This window comes from Sorangium sp. So ce448, assembly GCF_051520915.1.
Classification (GTDB): Bacteria; Myxococcota_A; Polyangia; order Polyangiales; family Polyangiaceae; genus Sorangium; species Sorangium cellulosum_B.
This window is the reverse complement of sequence record NZ_CP150343.1, coordinates 7687103-7704191: the sequence shown is the minus strand read 5'-3', so window position 1 is coordinate 7704191 and position 17089 is coordinate 7687103. Positions and strand designations below refer to the sequence as shown.

The window sequence follows — 17089 nt, the reverse complement described above, 5'->3', positions numbered from 1 at the left end:
TGGCGGCGCCCTCTCCCCTCTTTCGAGCAGCAACGCTGACCGTCTGTCACTCGGCCCCTGGGACGCCGCGCGCCGGACAGGAGAGAAGGATCATGGGACGTTTGCAAGACAAGGTGGCTATCATCACGGGCGCAAGCGCTGGTATCGGCGAGGCCACCGCCAAGCTCTTCGCCGCCGAGGGGGCGAAGGTCATCCTCGGGGCGCGGCGCGAGAGCGAGCTCGCACGCCTGGTGAACGAGATCGAGAAGAGCGGCGGGCGCGCCGCCGCGCTGGCCGGCGACGTGCGCTCGGAAGACTACGCCAAGGCCCTCGTGGCGCGGGCGACAGAGAAGTTCGGCAAGCTCGATATCGCCTTCAACAACGCGGGCGTCCTGGGCGAGGGGGGCCCCAGCACCGGGGTCTCCGAGGCCGGCTTTCGCGACACCCTCGCCGTGAACCTCACCGGCGCGTTCCTCGGCGCCAAGCACCAGATCCCCGCGATGCTGAAGCACGGCGGAGGGTCGGTCATCTTCACCTCGACCTTCGTCGGCTACACCGTCGCGTTCCCGGGCACCGCCGCGTACGCCGCGAGCAAGTCCGGCCTGATCGGCTTGACGCAGGCCCTCGCCGCCGAGTTCGGGCCGCAAGGCGTGCGGGTCAACGCGATCCTACCGGGCGCCGTCGACACCGCGATGTACCACGAGGCGAACAGCTCGAAGGAGTCGCAGGCGTTCGTCACGAGCCTCCACGCCCTCAAGCGCGTCGCGACCCCGGAGGAGGTGGCCCGCTCCGTGCTCTACCTCGCCTCGGACGACGCCTCCTTCGTCACCGGGACGGCCGCGCTGGTCGACGGCGGCCTCTCCATCACGCGCACCTGACCCGAGGACGCGAGGGGGAGTCGGGGCGAGCCCCGCCGGACCGACGTGAACCGGGGCGAGCGCGCCCCCGGCGCAAGCGCCGGCAGGTCAGTACGTGAGCGAGGGCGTCGTGCAGCCCAGGCCGAACGCGCCGATGGCTCCGCCCTCGACGACGGTCTGAACGAGGTTCGCGACCTGGTCTGCACCGCAGAAGGTGTCCGGGAACTCGCTGCCGCCGTCGCCGCCCACGCCGTCCGGCCACCTGACGGCGCCGAGCTCGACGCGGAGATCGCCGGGAGGTCCCGTCACGACGAGCGGCGCACAAGCGATGAAGAGGAGATCGAGGTACCTGCCAGACCAACCGCTGAAGCCCACCACCACCTCGTTCTCCGGGCACACCATCTCCCAGGGCTCGGTGCCCTCGCTGCCCCGAAAAGGGGTCACGTCGCCGGGCATCATGGTGATTGTGTAGGGGCCGTCTCCCGTCAGCTCCAGGTGGCCGCACTGCGCCTGGATCTTGGCATGGATGAGCGTCTCCCCGAGCGGTCCCAGGGACCCTCGAAACCCGAGGAGCACCTGGCTCTCCGGGCACCGGTCCATGGCAGGGGTAGCCGTACCGGGGCTGCCGCGCAGCTCGGTGTAGGTCTGCTCCACGACGTCGACGCCTGTCGGCGCCGGGCACGGCTCCCCGTCGCACTCGCCGCCGCCGCCCGCGCCGCCCACCTCACCGCCGCCGCCCGCCTCACCGCCGCCGCCCGCGCTGCCGGCCTCACCGCCGCCGCCCGCCTCACCGCCGTCGCCGCCCGACCCGCCACCCCCGTCGCCAGGCGGGGCGCCGCCTCCTCCGCTCGCGCCCACGCCGTCGAAGGTCAGGCTGCCGATGCCCGAGATCGCATTGCATCCGGCGAGGACAAGACCGGAGAGCAGCGCGGAGAGGCTGAGCAGATGGCGCGTCACCGAGATCAAGTACTCGATCCGCGGCCGGACCGGTAGCTGGTCGCCCGAATGCCGCTTCGTCCTCGATCGCGGTGGGCTCGGCCGCGACATCGACGCCTGTCGAGCCCTGATGGTCACCCCACGTGCGCCCGCCGGCTCGCACGTCCGAGAATGACGATCGATGGAGCGCGGAAAGGCAACGGATCCGAATAAGATTCGGTTCGATGATCCGACAGGTCTTCGGCGCCACCCGCTTCAACGCGCCCGGCAACTTCACTGGTCTCGATTTTTCTCCGGACTCCAGGACGCTCGTGGCCCTCGTGACGGGCGAGAAGCGCACCAAGGTGCATCGTTTCGCCGTCGACGACGGTCGTGCCCTCGACGAGCAGACAGTGACCGGTTGCTTCACTGGTGTCTTCGCGTTGCCCGACGGCGACCTTCTCCTCTGGGCGCGTGGATCCCTCGCGCGCCTCGGCCAGGACGGCGAGCTCTCGTGGAAGCTCGGAGAGAAGGCGACGAGGAAATTCGCCTTCGCGACCGTGAGCGCCGACGGTGCGATCGTCGCGACCTACGGCGGAGACTCCGTCGCCAGCGTCTTCGACGCGCGTACCGGCAAACGACTTCACGACCTGAGCGAGCCCGCGGGCGAGATCTTCGCGTTCGCCTTCTCACCCGACGGAGCGACGTTCGCGACCGGCGGACAGAAGGGCGTCGTCCGCGTCTTCGATCGCAAGTCGAAGAAGGAGCTCGCCCAGCGAAAGAGCTCCAAGATCCTCGTACTCGCGTTCTCACCCGAAGGCAGCGTGCTCGCCGGCGGCCATGGACAAGGCGACGTCCACCTCTGGGACGGCGCATCGCTCGAGCCCGTCCGCCTCCTGGGCTCGCATCGCTTCCAGGAAGATCATGGCTCGGGCGAGCAGGACGGGGGGCCGGCCGGCTGTCGCTGGCTCGCGTTCCTGGCCGACGGCGAGACGGTGGTCTCGCAAGGCAACGATCGCTATTTTCGCTGGTGGAAACGCAGCGGCGCGGAGATCCGTCGCGTCCGCACGCCTCGCCACCACGCGTACGGCCAGGGCCCCGCGATGGCGCTCTCGCGCGACGGGAAGTGGCTCGCCGCAGGCTCGACGGCGTCTGGCATCGGCGTCTGGACCTCGGACGGTGAGCCGGCTTCGAGCGAGCTCGGGATCGACGCGCCACACGCGATCGCGCTGAGCCGCGAGCGCGTCGTCGTTGCCGGCTCGTCGGGGATCTGGTCTTGGCGAAGGACCGACGGCACGGTCAGCGAGCGGCGCGCGAGGGGCCCCGCGGCGCTCGCGAACCTCCCGCAGGGTGAGCTGCTCCTCGTCGAGCCCGAAAACGCCGTCGTCGTGCGCGAGATCACCGACAAGGGCGAGGCGATCTTCGCGAACGACGCGATCTCTCCCCGGGGCGTTGTGGCGGTCTCGCGCGACGGAAAGACAGTGATGCTCCCCGTCGGGTCGAATGTCGAGCTCTGGGACCGTGCGCGCGGCGTCCGCACCGCGACGCTCTCGCACGACGCCAAGGTGTCGGCCTGCACGTTCGGGTCCGACGACACCTGGGCCGTTTCGGTGTCCGACCTGGTCCGGATCTGGCGGCTCGACGATCCGGAGACACCCGTCCATTCGATCGAGCTGGAGAGCGGCGCGCCCGAGTACTGCGGCGGCGTCGCCGTCTCGCGCGTCGGATGGATCGCCGTCAGCATCGATCGTGACATCAGCAATCATTCGTCGGACAGCGCGCTCGTCTTCATCGATCCGCGTTCGGGTGAGGTGACAGCTACCCTCTCCCATCCAGACAAGCGCCTCGGGCAGGTCGCGTTCGTCGACGATGCCCGCGCGGTCGTCGTCGACTCCGCGGGCCGTACGAGGACGGCCGACGCCGAGACGGGCCAATGGCTCGACGAGCCCGAGGCTCCGGAGGACGTCGAGCTCCACGGCTTCGAGATCCTCCCGCTCACCGCCTCCGAGGACGGGACCGAGATCGCGTACATCGACGGGCACGGCAACCTCGCCATCCGCGCGATCGAAGGCACGAAGGAGCGTGTCACTCCCTTCGACCTCGGCTTCACCCCGCTGGCGGAGAAGCAGCCGCAGGGCATGTTCGAGGAGCGCCTCGCCGGGAGTTGCATCCTCTACGCAGGCAGATTCCAGAGCTCGGCGATGGATGTGCGCACGTCGCGCGAGTTCCGCGAAGACATGCTGATCGAGCTCGGCGGCGCGGTCGCGAAGAAGGCGAAGGACGCGACGCACTTCGTCGGCGCGCGCATTCCGTACGTGAAGCACGTCCCGTCGAAGGCGGAGACCGAGATCGACGCGCGCATCGCCAAGGGCGACAAGGTCATCAAGCTGAGCGAGAAGAAGCTCATCGAGATGCTGCTTCCTACGTTCGAAGAGTCGCGCGCGATGCTGCGAGGTGAGGTCAAGGACGGCATCGAGCGCTGGAACCGCTGGCGGTCGCGCTGGCGCACGTCGAGCGGCGGGTTCGTGCAGCTCTCGGGCATCGATCTCACGGGAGCCGACCTGCGAAAGGCGCACCTCATGGTGATCCCGTTCGAAGAGGCGAAGTTCTCGAACGCGCGCCTCGAAGGGGTCGATCTCTACGACTGCGTCTTCCGCGGCGCCGACCTCCGCGGGGCGGATCTCGAAGGCGCTCGCTGCGGCCGCGTCGTCTTCTCGAACGCCGACCTCCGCGAGGCGAAGTTGGCCGGCGCCGGGTTCACGGGCGCCGAGTTCGACGGCGCCGACCTCCGCGGCGCCGACCTTCGCGACGCGGACCTGCAGTACGCGAAGCTCACTGGCGCCAAGCTCGACGGCGCCAAGCTCGACGGGGCCAAGCTCCCGCAGGGCTCCAAACGCCCGTAGCAGCCTTCACTTCCGGCGATACACAGGCTGAATTATCCCCTCGAATGCTTCGGGGAAATTCACAGGGAGGCGAGGAGGCGGGGAGTAAGATCCCACCAATCTCCCTGTCTCCCCGCCTCCCTGTTCAATTTCTTCTTCTCGCTGAAGTGCCAACAACAGAATGAGGGGATTCGTCGGGTTCCGAGGGGGCCCGCGCCGCGAGGGCGGCGCGGCTCTGGCCGGCGCGCGCCGGAGGGGATCAATCGAGGTACGCGGCCAGGCCGAGCTTCTGATCGCGGACGGCGCCGGCCATGACCTTCGCCATCTGCTCCGCGCCGGAGCGCGAGAAGTGCGTGTGATCATCGCAGAAGAACTCGCCGACGGGGCCGCTCGTCGTCGCGCTCACGTCGCCCCCGGGGACAGGGCAGAAGCCCAGGGAGTTGTAGAGCGCAATGCTGAGCTCGTGCAGATCGATCACCGGCACGCCGTACTCCTTGCCCGCCTCGTGGGTCGCGGTCACATAGCCGCCGCGCGTCCCCCGGGCCGTGCTCCCGCTGCAGGAGATCGCGCTCACGGGGGTCACGAACACGGGCTGGGTGCCTCGCTCCTCCGCGGCGCGGGCCATCATCCCGTAGCTCGACTTGAAGGCGTCGAGCCCCACGTGCCGATCGCACGTGCGCGAGCCGTCGTTGATGCCGAACTGGATGAACAGGTAATCGCCCCGCTTCATGCCTTCGAGCATCTGGACCCACCTGGCCTGCAGCACGGGCTCGCCGCTCGCGTCGCGCGCGAGCTCGCACTCTCCCGCGCTATCCATGGTGGTCTGCACGTTGTAGAGCCACGTCCGCACGCTGCGGCCGCCGACGGCGCTGTTCACCACGGTGACCCGGTCGTCGAAGAGCGCCGCGAGCTGGCCGCCCCAGCCGGCCGGGCAGGGGGTCTGCCCGTTGGCGACCGTCGAGTCCCCCGCGATCCAGATCGTGATGTCCTGGAGCGGCCCCGCGCCGCCCGCGCCCCCGTCGCCCGCGCCGCCGCTGCCGCTCGGCCCACCGGCAGATCCCGCCGAGCCTCCGGAGCCGGCGGGCGCGTCGCCCCCGGCCCCCGCGCCTCCCGTGGAGCCCGCCGAGGTCGCGGTGCTGCCCGCGCTCGCGCTCGAGCTGCTCACTTCCGGTTGCGAGCTCCCGCCCGCGCCGCCCGTCCCCCCGCCTCCGCCGGCGCCGCTCGCGGCCATCTCCGGATCAGGGGAGCAGGCGGCGGTGAGCAGCGCGAGGCAGGACACCCGGGCAAGCATCCGGCCGCGCGCGCGCACGGCCGATCGAACGTTCCAGTCCATGAACATGCCTTTCCTCCAGTCACGACACGAGCATCAGCCCATCCACGCCGGATGGCGCTGGCCCTTCGCCTCCCGGTCCCGCAGGCCGCCAGGGCACGCTCGGTCGAGGTGCCGGGCCGGCGGCACGACGGGCGCGCGCCGCTGCGGGCGCAGGGCGCGCCGCGAGCGGCAAGGCAACGCCGGCGAGGCGAGCGGCGGGGGTGACGGGGGGCGAGCACGGCTCGCGTCACTGTGTCGGGAACGGCTCCCAACCAATCACGGACAGGCGTTTTTTTTCGGATCTGCGCGCCGGGGTGCGCTCCTGTGCACGCCCATCGTAAATCTGAAGCAGTGGCAGAATCGAGGCCGACGCGAGCGCCGGCGCGAGCGCGCCCGCCTGTCCACCCGCCGCACCGACGCCATGCTCGTGGAGAGCAGACCCGCGGCGGTTCGTTCACGACACACGGCGATGTCCGGCGACGGATTGGCCAGCTGGATGTGCGACCAGGGCAATCACGGTGATGCAGGGCAGCGCAGCGCAAGGAGCATGATGCGGAGGGTGGACGGAAATCCCTTGAACGGAGATGTGCTGTGGAGGGCCTTACTATGTCGTTGACTGACACAAACTTTGTCACGTATGTTTATCAAGGGTGACGCTGATTGAGGGGTGGCGTCGCATCAGGCGTGCAGACGTGCAGGCGTGCAAACGTGCAAACGTGCAAACGTGACCGATGGCACGGATCGGCCAGGCGTGCTCTCGTGCGCCCGCGACGCAGCGGCGCGAGGCTCGGGCGCGCCATGGCCTCAGGGAGACGGCGCTTGTGTCAGTGTCTTTAAGAACTCATTCCAGGCTCTCCCACGGTCGAGGCGACGGCGGCGTCGGCGCGATGGTGCAGAGAAGGGTTCGAGTGCTCCTCGCTGGCGGCGACGGGCGAGCCGCGCTGCGCGCGAGGGCCGAGGAGCGAGGATCGTCATGAACAGCTGGGATCCCCTGGGTGCGGCGGAGCAGGCCGCGGTCGCGGACGAGATCCTGTCCGTGCTGCGTCACGACCTGCGCAACCGCTTTGCGATCGTCCGGAATGCGTCGTTCTACATCAAGCGGAAGGTCGCGCGCGACGCGGCCTACACGGCGGATCCGAGGATCGAGGAGTTCTTCGGGATCATCGACGAGGAGGTGATCGCGGCGAGCGCGCGGCTCGAGGAGTCGGTCGACGCCGCGAGGCTCTTCACCCGCAGGAGCGTCTGCGTGAGCGCGGCGGGCTGCGTGCGCCGCGCGGCTGCGTGCGCGCGCATCGGCGCGTCCGGGGCCCGCATCGTCCTCTCGGCTCAGGACGGCGACGTCGAGGCGGACCCGATCGAGCTCGCCGTCGCGGTGCGGTGCCTGATCGAGAACGCCGTGGAGTCGACGCCGGGGGACGGCGTGGTCACGGTTCGGGGCACCTCGAGCGCCGCGCGGTACTGCATCGAGGTCACGGACGCGGCGATCGTCCCCTGCGAGGCGGACAGCGAGGCGATCCTGCGGCCGTTCTACACGACCAAGCCGGGTCGCTCCGGCCTGGGGCTGAACATCGCGAGGCGGGTCGTCCGCCGCTACAGCGGGTCGCTCGCCGTCGAGCCTCGGGCGCACGGCTCGTCGGTCGTCATCGCGCTGCCGCTCGCCGCCGCGCCGGTGCTCCGCGACGCAGGATCGGAGCCGGCGCCGTGAGCGTGGGCGGCCCGCCCGCAGGGCGCGCGCCGGCGGCCCGGCAGCCAGCGGCCGGGCCGTCCGCGCGGCGGGCGCGCCCCAGGGCCTCGCTGGTCTCGCTCCTTGTCGCGTCGACGGCGGCCGCGCCCGCCGAGCCGGAGCGGACGGAGGCAGAAGACGAACCGGCGCGGCCGCCGATCGAGGAGCTGTTCCTCGGCGAGACGGCCTTCCCGCAGGAGGCGCTCGAGCTGCAGATCACGAGCGCGCCGAGGTGGGAACACGACGGGCGCCAGGTCGGCTTCCGCATCCCGCTGCTGCTGGAGCTCGGGATCACCGATCGCCTGCAGCTCGGGGGGGAGCTCCCCCTGGAGCTCGCGCGCCAGGACGGCGGCGTCGTGGCCGGGCTCGGCTCTGTCGAGCTGGAGGCCCTGTACAACCTCGTCAACGAGCGGGGGCTCGGGCTCGTGCTGTCCGCGGGGCTCGGCGCCGGGCTCCCCGCCGGCGCGCGCGCGCTCGGCGCGCCGGGGTACGCGCTGGAGCCGTTCGTGAGCGTCGACAAGGCGATCGGGCGCATGCACGTGGGCATCTCCGCGTCGGCCGAGATCCGGCTCCCGGCCGCCGGGAGCGACGCCGCGGAGCTCAGCCCCGGCGCCTCGCTGGGCTTGATCCTGCCGCTCGGCGACGTGGTGCCGACCCTCGAGCTCGCCGCCGAGATCGAAGACACGACGTCGCTGCTCCTCGCGCCCGGCGTGCTCTGGCACCCGGCGCCCGGCCTGGAGCTCGGCGCCGCGCTCGAGCTCGGCCTCGCGGGGGAGGCGCCCGACGCCGGGCTCATGCTCCTCGTTACGAGGGAGCTCGAGCTCGCGGGCGACGGCGACGACCACGTGAAGCACGCAAGCAGGAGCCGCTCCCCATGAGCATTCGAGCCACACTGGCCGCCATCTTCGGCGTCGCGCTGGCGGCGGTCCTCGTCGCCGGCGGCGCCTTCTACTTCGCCATCGCGGAGATGCTCGTCTTTCAGCGGCGCGCCGAGGCGTCCTACGACGACCTGAAGCTTCACGTCACCCTCGCCAGCGACGCCAGCCGCTACATGAACGAGGCGGTCAAGTCGGTGCTCCACGGCAGCGTCAACGCGGAGCTCTCGAGCGCGGCCGAGGCCACGGCGCGCGATCTCGACGCCATCGAGGCGCGCAAGAGGGCGATGATCGCCGACGAGGAGATCAGGGAGAGCGACGAGGAATCGACGGAGGAGATCGAGCACATCGGCTTCATGCGAACGAGCTTCGCGCGGATCGTCGAGGGCGTGGCGGCCGCGACCCATGTCGAGCGCGAGCGCACGAACGAGCGGCACGAGATGCTCGTGCGGCTCTCCGACCGCGAGTACAAGGCGGAGTTCCTCCCGCACATCAGCGCGGCCGTGCACGACGCGGAGCGCGACGTGGCCAGGATCCTCGACGACGAGCGCCACCTCCGGGCGCGGGTGGCGTTGCTCGGCGCGGTGGCGACCGGCGGCGCGCTGCTCCTCCTCGTCGTGCTGCTCGGGCGGCTCCTTCGCTCGGTGGACCGCGGCTTCAACTCGCTGCTCGACGGCTCCCGGCGGATCGCCCAGGGGGATCTCGGGCTGCGCCTCTCGGTGCTCGATGAGCACGAGTTCGGTCGCATGAGCGCGGCGTTCAACGAGATGGCCGCCAGCCTCCGCGACGCCCAGGAGGCCAGGATGCGCATGGAGAAGCTCGCCGCGGTGGGGCAGCTCGCGGCGAGCGTCGGGCACGACCTGAGGAACCCGCTCGGCGCCGTCCGGAACGCGAACCACTACCTCAAGAAGCGCATCGCAGGGACCGAGCTCGGCGCGGAGCCCCGCGTGGCGCAGTTCCTCTCGATCATCGAGAAGGAGCTCGCGGCGTGCGCCAAGATCATCGGCAACCTGCTCGACTTCGCGCGGGAGCGGCGGCCGCGCTTCGCGGCGTGCGCGCTGAGGCCCCTCGTGGACGACGCCATCTCGGTCGTCGAGATCCCGCCGCGCGTGCGCGTCGACAACGACGTACCGGACACGCTCCCTGTCGTGGAGATCGACAAGGACCAGTTCCGGCAGGTGCTCGTGAACCTGATCCAGAACGCGGCCGAGGCGATCCCGGCCGAGCGCGAGGGGCGCGTGCGCGTCGCCGCGGAGCGGACGGGCGACGGGGTGACGCTCTCGGTCGTCGACGATGGGACGGGGATCTCGGAGGAGACGCTCGCGCGGATCTTCGAGCCGCTGTTCAGCACCAAGCTGAAGGGGACGGGCCTCGGCCTGGCGATCAGCGCCGGGATCGTGGAGCGGCACGGCGGCACGATCGAGGCGACGAGCTCGCTCGGCAACGGCACGACCTTCGTCGTGCGGCTGCCGGTGCGCGAGCAGCCCGAGGCCGCGGAGCCAGCGCTGACGCCGACAGGGACTCAGGGCGTATGACGGGGGGGCAAGCCATGCAGGTGCAGGAGGCCGCGCAGCGGGGCAAGCGGGTGCTCGTGATCGACGACGAGGAGGGCATGCGCGTCACGCTCGCCGCCAGCCTCGAGCTCGAGGGCTACGAGGTGGTGGAGGCGAAGGACGGCATCCACGCGCTCGAGCTCGTCCGGCAGCAGGCGTTCACGCTGGTCATCAGCGACATCCGCATGCCCGGGCTCAACGGCGTCGAGACGTTCCGGGAGCTCAAGAGGATCCAGCCGGAGCTCACCGTCGTGCTGATGACCGCGTTCGCGCTCGAGAGGCTCATCGAGGAGGCGATCGCCGAGGGCGTGTACACGGTGATCCACAAGCCGTTCTCGATGGACCACCTCGCGCGCATCGTCGCTCGCGCGGTGGACTCGCCGGCCGTCCTCGTGGTGGACGACATCCCGAAGGTCGCCGACTCGATCGTGGCGGTGCTCCGGGCAGCGGGGCTGTCGGCCCTCGCCGTCCACGATGGGCGGGCCGCCGTCCAGCACGTCGTCGAGCGGGGCATCGACGTCTGCGTGCTCGATCTCGTGATGCCCGATCAGGACGGCGTGACGACGTGCGCGCAGATGCGGGGGCTGAAGAAGCGCGTCACGGTGATCGCCATGACCGGCCACGCGGTCCCGGAGATGGTCAGCGCGATCATGAGCAAGGGCGGGTATGCGTGCCTGCACAAGCCGTTCGACGCGCGCGAGCTCATCCACACGATCGCCCGCGCGCGCGGGGACGCGGCGCAGGGATGATGGCGACGTCGCGCCGGCGTCGGCTCAGGTAGCGCTCGGCCAGCCGGCCAGCTCGGCCGCGCGCAGGGACTGCTCCGCGGCGCGCGCGGGGTCGTCGCCCCGCGCGAAGTGGTCGGCCAGCACCCTCGGATCCTGCTCTCCGGCCTCGAGCAGCCACGCGCCGGCGAGCCGGTGGCCGAGCGCCCGGTCGCGATCCGTCAGCATCGCGTAGGCCGCCTCCCGCACGAGCGGGTGGCAGAAGGCGATCTCCTCCTCGCCCGCGAACCGGGAGCTCGGCCGGCGCTCGATGATCTCGCGCTCGACCAGCTCGGCCCACGCGTCGCGCTCGCTCGTCCCCGGCGTCCCGGCGCCGAGCAACGCGCGCACGCCGCCCACCCAGGCGACCTCGCCGAAGACGCTCGCCGCGCGCAGCTGCCGCCGCGCCTCGGGCCCGAGCGCGGCGAGGCGCGCCTCCGCCATGCCCAGCACCGTCTCCGGCAGCGCGCCGCCGCGCCCTTCCGCGAGGGCGCGGATGAGCTCCTCGAGATAGAAGGCGTTGCCCCCGGCCCGCCGGACGAGCGCGGAGATCTCCCCGGGCGCGAGCTGCTCGCCCGCGTCGCCGAGCGCGCTCCGCACGAGCTGCTCGGCCGCGCGGGCGGGCAGCTCGCGCAACCGGAGCTCCGAGAGGCCCCGCTCGGCCCAGAGCCCCGGGAAGACCGCGTGAACCTCGGGCCGGGCGAAGGCGAGCAGCGCGTACGGCCGGTCGCCGAGCTCCCGCAGCGCCCGGTCGAAGATCTCCATCGAGGGCGCGTCCCCCCAGTGGAGATCCTCGAGCACGACGAGCACGGGGCGCGCGGCCGTCACGGCGCGCGCGTGGTCGAGGTACGCGCGCTGGATCCCCTCGGCCATCAGCGCCGGATCGTGCCGCGCGGCCCGCAGCGCCGGAAGGTCCTCGTCGGGGAGGGGGGCGACGCCGAGCAGCTCGCCAAGGAACCCGCCCACCCGTCGCCCTTCCTCGCCCGAGAAGAGCGGCGCGAGGGCCTGCGCGAGCTTCCGTCGCCGCGCGTCGACGGCCTCGCCCGCGGCGATCCCGAGCGCGCCCCGCAGCGATCCGGCGAGCATCGCGAACGCGGCGCCCGTGCCGACGGAGTCGCCGCGGGCGACGCTCAGGCTCACGTCGGGGTGGCGCTGGCGCAGCACCTCGACGGCCTCGTGGCGCAGGCGCGATTTGCCCATGCCCGCCGCGGCGGTCACCAGCGCCACCGCGGCGCGCCGCTCGGCGAAGCTCTCGTCCACGAGGTCGAGCAGGTGGCGCAGCTCCCGCTCGCGCCCGACGTGGGGGCTCGGCTTGCCCAGGAGCTTGCGCGGCCCCTCGCCGATCTCGCGCTCCGCCCTGAGCCAGGAGAGCCCGCTCCGCTCCACGACGTCGAAGCGCACGTCGAGCAGGGCGCGCGTCACAGCGTCGATGTGGACGCCCTCGCGCCGGCTCTCCGCGCGGCCGGGCGCGGCGGCCTCGTCGAGCAGGGCGGCCGCCCTGTCCAGCACCTCGCTGAGCGGCGATCGGCCCGCCGGCTCGCCCCACCCCGTCACCAGCACGACCGCCGCGCCGGGGAGCAGCGCGCAGATCTCGAGCGCGCAGCGCGCCACGAGCGCCGCCTGGTCCGTCGCGCTGCCCGCGCTCACCACGAGCGTCACCACCATCCCGTCGCCGAGCTCCTCCACCTGCGCGCTCAGCGGCATGGCCGCGCGGCGCACCACGGCGAGCGTGTTCGGCGGTGACGCGTGCAGATCGAGCGACTCCGTCGACTCGAAGAACGAGGCTTGCGCCGGCCGGACCGCCACCATCGAGACCAGGCGCTTCTCGCCCGTGGTGATGACCGCGCCGGGAAGGGGGGCCGAGGACACCTTGCCCCTGTTCCAGGCGCCGAGCGTGTCCAGGGTGCGCGCCACGGCCGCGCCGTCCTCCGGCCGCGCCGACGGATCCTTGGCCAGCATCTGCGCGACGAGCTCGTCGAGCGCGTGGGGCACGTCGGGCCGCAGCTCCCTCACCCTCGGCGGCTCCTCCAGGAGCAGCTTCCACACGAGCGCCATCGGGTGTTGCTTGCGGAACGCCGGCTTCCCGGTGAGGCACTCGTAGAGCACACATCCGAGCGAGAAGATGTCCGCGCGCGCGTCCAGGCTGTCCCGCTCGCCCCGCGCCTGCTCCGGCGCCATGTAGCCCAGCGTGCCCAGCACCGCCTCCGTCCGCGTCAGCCGCTTCGAGGCGTCCGCCAGCTGCGCGATGCCGAAGTCGAGGAGCTTGACCCGATCGAGCGCGCCTTCGACCAGGAAGAGGTTGCTGGGCTTGATGTCGCGGTGAACGATCCCGCGCGCGTGCGCCGCGCCGAGCGCGTCTGCGACCGTCCTCACGAGGGCGATCGACTCGTCGATGCGCAGCTCCTGCCGCGCCAGCCGATCCGAGAGGCCCTCGCCGGAGAGCCACTCCATCGCGAGGTACAGCTCCCCCGTCGGCGCCATGCCGTGCGTCGCGTAGCGCACGATGTGGGGGTGCTCCAGCCGGGAGAGCGTCTCTGCCTCGCGGAGAAAGCGCGCCTGCGCGCGCGCGTCCGCCGCCTTGCGCAGCAGCTTGACGGCGACCACCGTCCCGCTCGAGCGATCGAAGGCCCGGTAAACGGTGCCCATGCCTCCGGATCCGGCGATCTCCGCCAGCTCGAAGCGGCCGTCCAGCAGCCTGCCAGGCAGCATGCGCGTGAAGGATGCACTCTCATTGCAGCGTGAGGCAAGGCGGACGAACGGCGTGACTGTTCCGTGACCCCCCGCGCGAGGTGCGAAGGCGAGCCCAGCCGGCCTGTCGGGAGGCTGGGTTGTCTCGATGCGTCAGGTTTTCGGGTCGGCGCCCGATCCGCGCCGGAGCTGCTCCAGCAAGAGCGGCATCGCGCCGGTGCCAGCCGCGAGGAGGCGCTCGTCGAGCGCGGCCAGGCCGCAGCGGTACTCATAGACCCTGAGCTGCGCCTCGTTGTGAAAATACCTGAGGTTCAGGCTGGCGCCCGTGGCGGCGTCGATATCCATGGCGACGATGCGGAACCCTGCTTTCAGCTTGGCGATGATCACCGCGTTTTCTGTCGAATCGGAACGACCCAGTCCCACGCGGTGCTCATGGATCGAGCCCTATCATGGCGGCTCGCTCCACCCCAAGAGGGCTGTTCGCGGAGGCGCTCAGTCCGTTCAATGGCCCGATCGCGGCGTGGACCGCGCTGGACAGGAGCCGTTACGAAGCGCTGTCGCCGCGATCGAGGTCGAGCCGCATGGCGCAGCGCCGCGCCGGGTCGAGGCCCTGGCGCGCCTCGTTCTCGAGGATCTCCGCGAGCCGCGGGGACGCCTCGGCCGGCGACAGCTCGCGGAAGCCCATCGAGGCGTAGAACGGCCCGTTCCAGGGGACGGTCCGGAAGGTGGTCAGGGTCAGCGCCTTCAGCCTCGCGGCCCGCGCCCACGCGATGACGTGGGCGAGCAGGCGTCGCCCCAGCCCTTGCCCCTGGCGGTCGAGGACGACGTCGAGCTCGCGGATGTGGAGCTCGTCGCCGGCCGCCTCGGCGCCCAGGAACGCGATCGGCTCGCCGGCGCCGTCGTCCATCACCCAGAGCGTCCCGGCCCGGAGCGCGCCGCGCCAGCCCTCCGCCGGCGTCACCTGCGTCAGGGCCTCGACGTCGAGGTCCGTCCCCCGGAACGCGTCGCTCGCCGAGCGCTCGATCTCGGGCAGGTGAGGCAGGTCGGACTCGACGGCAGGTCGGATGAACGTTGATGTCATCGGGGCCGCGCAGGCTAGAGCAACAATCCCGTTGAAGCCCGGAGAAATTTCACAGGGAGGCGGGGAGGCGGGGAGGAAGAAAAAATGAAACTCTTTCTCTTGCCGTCTCTCGCTCCCCGCCTCCTCGCCTCCCTGTGAAATTTCTGCTTTTTGGCCGTCGCGGACGAAAGAGCGGCGTCGATTGAACGTTCCGCGCGCGTCCGGGAACCGAGGTCCATCCAGTCACGCCGCGGCGCCCCCCACGGAGGGAGGCCCGAGGCGTGCTCGCAAGGAGTCCCAGATGACGCTCGTCTCCTCGGCCCGCGCGGCGGCGCGGAGCTCCGCGCCGCGATCCGCCCGGCGCCGGCTCGTGAAGCCGCTCCTCGGCCTCACGGTCTTCGCGGCGCTCTTCGTCGTGCTCGCGTGGCGGCTCGACAGGCCCTCTGTTGCCGCCGGGCCGCTCGACGCGGCGGCCGGGAACCCGCTCGGCCAGCTCTCCCGCGACGGCGCCGACCGGGCGCCCATCGCCGGCCTCGTCGAGGAGCGACTCCCGGCCGGCTCGTACACCTATGTCGCCGTGCGCACCGGCGAGGGCATCACATGGGCTGTCACCGTCGGCGACGCGCCGCCGCCCGGCACCCCGGTGCAGGTGCGGAGCATGGGTCGCAAGGCGAATTTCCACTCACGCCGCCTCGCGCGGACGTTCCCGGACCTCGTCTTCGGGATCGTCTCGCGCGCTGACTGAGCCCCCGACAACGGACAGAGCCTCCGGCAACGGACAGAGCAGAGAGGACCATGACCATGACGACACGTGGATTCGACAAGATGCCGAGCGCGACGATCGCGCGATCCTCGGGCGCGCTCGCCGCCGCCGTCATCGCGGCGCTCGGCGCGATCCTGTCGGGGTGCAGCTCCGATTCCGGCGGGAAGACGACCGACACTCCCCTCCCTGAGTGCACGGGGGGCGTACTCGAAGCCGATCTGGAGGCAGACACGCTCAGCGGGCCCGGCGTCGATCCGGAGACCGGAAAGCTCCGGCCGCCTCCGGAGGGGTCGTCGTACACGGTCAGCGCGACGTACGGGGTCCCACGGCCGGGCGACGCCGTGATGGAGCGATACGTGCCGATCTTCGGGGCGATCCAGGCGCAGCTCGCGTCGCAGCCCGGCCTCCTGGCCCTCCAGCTGGGCCAGTCGCCGTCCTGCGGCTCCGGGCGCACGCTGGCCGTGTGGGCCTCGACCGACGCGATGTACGAGTTCGTCATGAGCCCGGCCCACCTCGCGGGGATCGACGCCGCGAACGAGCTGCTCGAGCCCACCTATGTCGTCACCCACTGGGAGACGGCCGAGGCCGATGGCATCACGCTGGCCGACTCGGTCCGTCGCATCCGGGCGCTCGACGCTCCGGCGCCATGAGCCGGCGCGGCGGCGGCCTCGCCCCGCGTGCGCCGGCGGCGCCCGCGCCCGGCGACGCCCGAGCTGGCGGGCGTGCCCGCGGGCTCAGCGGGCGGCCGCGCGCTGCGTGCTGAGGCGGCTCATCGCGTAGGCGAGCCCGCTCTGGAGCGTGCCTTGCGTGGTGATCCGGCCGAAGTCGATGCCCAGCCCGACGAGCGTCCTCGCGATCTCCGGGCCGATGCCCACCATCACGCTCCGGCAGCCGAGCAGCTCTGCCGCCTGCACGGCGCGCACCAGGTGGCGCGCCACGGCGGAGTCGATCACCGGCACGCCGGTGATGTCGAGGATCACGAACTCTGCGCGCCGCTGCCCGATGGCCGCGAGCAGGCTCTCCAGCGCCTGGGCCGCGCGCCGATCGCTCATCTCGCCGACCAGCGGGATGAGCAGGATCCCCTCCCAGACCTGGATGACCGGCATGGCCACCCGATCGAGCAGCTCCGTCTGCATCTGGATGATGGCGCGCTGCTCCCGGTTCTCGGCCGCGATCCGCTCGGCCTCCATGTGCCGCTGCTTCAGGTCGGTGATGTCCGTGATGAGCCCGCACAGGCCGACCACCTCCCCCCGAGCGTTCTTCATGGGGAACTTGCGGGTCCAGATCGTGCGCGCCACCCCGTCCGAGCCCGTGGCGCTCTCCTCGTTCTCGCTCGGCTCACCCGAGTTGAAGACGACGTCGTCGTAGCTCCAGAAGATCTCGGCCTGCTCCTTCGGCCAGTAGTCCGGGTCGCTGCGGCCGATCAGATCGTCGTAGTGCTGCCCGATCAACCTGCAGAAGCCCGGGTTGCAGGCGATCCAGCGATGTTGCCGATCCTTGACGAAGATGGGATCCGGGATGGTGTCGATCACGAGCTGGAGCAGCCCGAAGGTCTTCCAGTCCGAGACGTCGATGCAGCGGAGTGTGAACGCCATTCAGCCAATTCCATCTCCCCCGACCCCGACCGACTCCCTTTATCAGCCATCATGGATGGCCATGCAAGGGCAGAAATGCGGCGGATCACCGCGGAGACCCGGAGATGTGTGCCCCGCTTCAGG

The 17089-nt window shown here is 71.4% G+C and carries 14 protein-coding genes; 8 read left to right on the top strand and 6 right to left on the bottom strand.

Features of this window, described 5'->3' with window-relative positions:
- Positions 1 to 92: 92 nt before the first annotated feature.
- Positions 93 to 857 (top strand): SDR family oxidoreductase, encoded by a 765-nt coding sequence (locus WMF45_RS29105; RefSeq protein ID WP_437707983.1) that lies wholly within the window; start codon positions 93 to 95, stop codon positions 855 to 857.
- An 87-nt stretch (positions 858 to 944) separates the two neighbouring features.
- Here WMF45_RS29105 and WMF45_RS29100 read toward each other — a convergent pair whose 3' ends face one another.
- Positions 945 to 1793 carry a hypothetical protein gene (locus WMF45_RS29100; RefSeq protein WP_437707981.1) on the bottom strand — a complete coding sequence of 283 codons (849 nt, stop codon included), beginning with the start codon at positions 1791 to 1793 and terminating at the stop codon, positions 945 to 947.
- A 122-nt stretch (positions 1794 to 1915) separates the two neighbouring features.
- On the opposite strand from WMF45_RS29100, the gene WMF45_RS29095 reads away from it, so the two are divergent.
- Positions 1916 to 4654: a pentapeptide repeat-containing protein gene (locus WMF45_RS29095; protein WP_437707979.1), complete on the top strand. Its 2739-nt coding sequence runs from the start codon at positions 1916 to 1918 to the stop codon at positions 4652 to 4654.
- Positions 4655 to 4892: 238 nt separating this feature from the next.
- Here WMF45_RS29095 and WMF45_RS29090 read toward each other — a convergent pair whose 3' ends face one another.
- Entirely contained in the window at positions 4893 to 5966 is a 1074-nt protein-coding gene (locus tag WMF45_RS29090) for a GDSL-type esterase/lipase family protein (RefSeq protein WP_437707977.1), read from the bottom strand.
- Positions 5967 to 6918: 952 nt separating this feature from the next.
- On the opposite strand from WMF45_RS29090, the gene WMF45_RS29085 reads away from it, so the two are divergent.
- The 4 genes from WMF45_RS29085 to WMF45_RS29070 are packed head-to-tail and all read left to right on the top strand — an operon-like array spanning position 6919 to position 10845.
- Positions 6919 to 7650, top strand: a complete 732-nt coding sequence (locus tag WMF45_RS29085) for a sensor histidine kinase (RefSeq protein ID WP_437707975.1) — start codon at positions 6919 to 6921, stop codon at positions 7648 to 7650.
- Positions 7647 to 8546 carry a hypothetical protein gene (locus WMF45_RS29080; protein WP_437707973.1) on the top strand — a complete coding sequence of 300 codons (900 nt, stop codon included), beginning with the start codon at positions 7647 to 7649 and terminating at the stop codon, positions 8544 to 8546. Before WMF45_RS29085 ends, WMF45_RS29080 begins: the two co-directional genes overlap by 4 nt.
- Positions 8543 to 10078: a sensor histidine kinase gene (locus tag WMF45_RS29075; RefSeq protein WP_437707971.1), complete on the top strand. Its 1536-nt coding sequence runs from the start codon at positions 8543 to 8545 to the stop codon at positions 10076 to 10078. The genes WMF45_RS29080 and WMF45_RS29075 overlap by 4 nt, the downstream gene beginning before the upstream one ends.
- Positions 10075 to 10845, top strand: a complete 771-nt coding sequence (locus tag WMF45_RS29070; RefSeq protein ID WP_437707969.1) for a response regulator — start codon at positions 10075 to 10077, stop codon at positions 10843 to 10845. Before WMF45_RS29075 ends, WMF45_RS29070 begins: the two co-directional genes overlap by 4 nt.
- A 24-nt stretch (positions 10846 to 10869) precedes the next feature.
- Here WMF45_RS29070 and WMF45_RS29065 read toward each other — a convergent pair whose 3' ends face one another.
- From WMF45_RS29065 to WMF45_RS29055, 3 genes are all read right to left on the bottom strand, one after another.
- Positions 10870 to 13569, bottom strand: a complete 2700-nt coding sequence (locus WMF45_RS29065; protein ID WP_437707967.1) for a protein kinase domain-containing protein — start codon at positions 13567 to 13569, stop codon at positions 10870 to 10872.
- Between the two features lie 132 nt (positions 13570 to 13701).
- Positions 13702 to 13935, bottom strand: a complete 234-nt coding sequence (locus tag WMF45_RS29060) for a hypothetical protein (protein WP_437707965.1) — start codon at positions 13933 to 13935, stop codon at positions 13702 to 13704.
- A gap of 157 nt (positions 13936 to 14092) precedes the next feature.
- Entirely contained in the window at positions 14093 to 14629 is a 537-nt protein-coding gene (locus WMF45_RS29055; RefSeq protein ID WP_437707963.1) for a GNAT family N-acetyltransferase, read from the bottom strand.
- Positions 14630 to 14909: 280 nt separating this feature from the next.
- Between WMF45_RS29055 and WMF45_RS29050 the strand changes: the two genes are divergently transcribed.
- On the top strand, positions 14910 to 15353 hold the full coding sequence (locus tag WMF45_RS29050; RefSeq protein ID WP_437707962.1) for a hypothetical protein: 444 nt from the start codon (positions 14910 to 14912) through the stop codon (positions 15351 to 15353).
- Positions 15354 to 15409: 56 nt separating this feature from the next.
- On the top strand, positions 15410 to 16021 hold the full coding sequence (locus WMF45_RS29045; RefSeq protein WP_437707960.1) for an antibiotic biosynthesis monooxygenase family protein: 612 nt from the start codon (positions 15410 to 15412) through the stop codon (positions 16019 to 16021).
- A gap of 84 nt (positions 16022 to 16105) precedes the next feature.
- On the opposite strand, the gene WMF45_RS29040 is transcribed toward WMF45_RS29045, so the two are convergent.
- Positions 16106 to 16966: a PAS domain-containing protein gene (locus WMF45_RS29040; protein WP_437707958.1), complete on the bottom strand. Its 861-nt coding sequence runs from the start codon at positions 16964 to 16966 to the stop codon at positions 16106 to 16108.
- Positions 16967 to 17089: the final 123 nt, after the last annotated feature.